The 2,279-nt window shown below is 61.3% G+C and carries 2 protein-coding genes and 1 pseudogene; all 3 read left to right on the top strand.

The features are described from left to right. Positions 1-1,018: Mur ligase family protein (locus H5U08_RS16220; RefSeq protein ID WP_297035412.1), on the top strand; the 1,018-nt coding region annotated here is incomplete at its 5' end. Between the two features lie 111 nt (positions 1,019-1,129). Then, positions 1,130-1,612, top strand: coding sequence for a tRNA (cytidine(34)-2'-O)-methyltransferase (locus H5U08_RS16215; RefSeq protein WP_297035409.1), 483 nt, complete (start codon positions 1,130-1,132; stop codon positions 1,610-1,612). Between the two features lie 145 nt (positions 1,613-1,757). Then, a pseudogene (locus H5U08_RS16210) lies at positions 1,758-2,279 on the top strand (hypothetical protein); the annotation flags it as partial.

Genomic DNA, 2,279 nt, shown 5'->3' with positions numbered 1-2,279 from the left:
CTATATTGCCAGGCGAAAGGTGGACGCGGCCGTGATTGAAGTCGGCTTGGGCGGGCGGCTTGATTCCACGAATGTTTGTCGTCCCGAGGTGTCCGTGATCACCAGCATCAGTTACGACCATACCGATCTGCTGGGGACGACGCTTGAGCAGATCGCGTGGGAAAAGGCCGGGATCATCAAGCGGGGCGTGCCCGTCGTCAGCGGGGTGGTTCAGCCGGGTCCCCGGGAGGTGATCCGTCGGGTCTGCAAGAAGCGCGGTTGCGCCCTGTGGGAACTGGGGGAAGACTTTGGCGCTGCGTATCGGGCACCCCGACATCTCGAACGCGAGACCGCCCTGGGACACGTGACGCTGTGGGGGCGGCCGAGGGGAATGGAACAAGAATCGCTGCCACACGCTGTAACCGGTTGGCAGATTGAATCGGAATTGCGGCTTCTGGGCCAGCATCAGGCGGCCAACAGTGCAGTGGCCCTGGCGGTGGTCAAACGGCTGGAGCAGCGTCTGGGCTGGGCCGTCTCGCCCCAGGCTGTGCAGGTGGCTTTGCGGGAGACAGGGCTCCCGGCACGGGTGGAAATTCTAGGGCGGAGACCCGTGGTGGTCCTGGATGCCGCCCACAATGTGGCTTCCGCAGAAGCCCTGGTGAAGACTCTCCAGCAGTGTCTGGAGGTTCAACAATGCTGGCTGCTGTTCGCCACGACCCAGGGCAAGGATTACCGCGGGATGCTGGGGGTGTTCGCACCGTTTTTCTCCCATGCGGTTTTGACGCAATACACGATCAACCCGCGAGCTCTCCCGGTCAGTTGGCTCGTCGAGGCGGCGGAGGAATTGATGCCGGGGCGATACTCTGCGTTTGAGAATCCGGCCGCGGCATGGGAATGGTTATGGCCCCGTGTTGGGCAGGACGATCTGGTCTGCATAGCGGGTTCCTTCTTTTTGGCCGCCGAGATGCAGCCCCACCTCCGGAAACTCGGCTTGATAATGGCCGGAGCTCGTAGCAAGGAGGCACCTCCCGCCCCGTGATTTTTTGCGAAGTTGCTGCCGTGCAGCGGATTTTCCGACTGCGAGGCGTATCCGTAGGATTCCCCCTTGAAATCGTCCGTTTTGTGATCGATCGGGACACCCTGGGCTGGTATGGCGCATTACGAACCGATCCTCCATGTGGTCCTGTATCAGCCGGAAATTCCCCACAACACGGGTGCGGTGGGGCGGACCTGCGTCGCCATCGGGGCCAAATTGTGGCTGGTCCGCCCGCTCGGCTTTCGTATCACGAGCCGGCATCTCAAACGGGCGGGACTGGATTACTGGCAGTACCTGGAGTGGGAGGCCGTCGACGACTGGTCGGCTCTGGAAAACGCCCTGGCCGGCAGGCGGTTCTGGTATTTCACAAAGACCGCCAGCACGCTCTTCTGGGATGTGAGCTACGCTCCGGGAGATGTTCTCGTGTTCGGCAGTGAATCTCAGGGCCTTCCTGCGACTCTGCTTGCCGCACATCGAGAAGCCTGTTTGCGGATTCCTATTCGACCCCAGGTGAGAAGTTTGAACCTCTCGGTCAGTGTGGCCGTCGCAGCGTACGAAGTGATCCGTCAACTGGGAGGACGTAGCTTGCCGCGTTGACATTCCGAGAGAAAACAGGGGAGCGTTTACCAACCCATCGCGGCTGCTACAATGCTCTTGTTTTCGGGATATCTCTCGGTGAACACATGGCGCCGAGAAAGATCCGCGATCAGACAGGCAATCATCAGGAGGAAGGTGTGATCGTATGGCGTGGAAAAACATTGTATCCTGGGTGGCTGCGCTGGCCATTGCGATAGGTTGTCAGGCCCGGAAAGAAACCCCGGCACGTCTGGAAACCGGCCAAATCGGGGAGCAGCCGGCAGCCCGGCAATCGCTTGCATCCTCGGAGAAAACCGGACAGGTGCCGTCCTCGGGAGAAGTTCCACCAACCGGCCCGACCGCCGCCACCGCCGGCAAAACTCCGCCCTCCTCTCAGACCACGCCTCCTGCCAGTTCCGTCAAGCCGTCCCAGCTTGAATCGCAGGCCTGCTGGCCACGATTTCATGGACCGCGCGGAGACAATCTTTCGGACGATAAGGGCTTGCTCACCGAGTGGCCCCAGGACGGGCCGCCCCTCGCCTGGAAAACCGAGGGCATCGGCCAGGGATATGCAGGGGTCACCGTTGCTGATGGTCGCATTTTCACCGCAGGAAATATCGATAAGGATGCCGTCGTCACGGCCCTGGACATGGATGGCCGGATCCTCTGGCAGAAGCCGAACGGCCCG

The sequence above is a fragment of the Thermogutta sp. genome (genome assembly GCF_014359955.1).
In the GTDB taxonomy this organism is placed as follows: Bacteria; Planctomycetota; Planctomycetia; order Pirellulales; family Thermoguttaceae; genus Thermogutta.
The sequence above is the reverse complement of the archived record's forward strand: the minus strand, read 5'-3'. Positions and strand labels throughout refer to the sequence as shown.

Coding starts and splice junctions, on each gene's coding strand:
- H5U08_RS16215 (WP_297035409.1), top strand. CDS start 1,130: ATGGCGCATTACGAACCGATCCTCCATGTGGTCCTGTATCAGCCGGAA.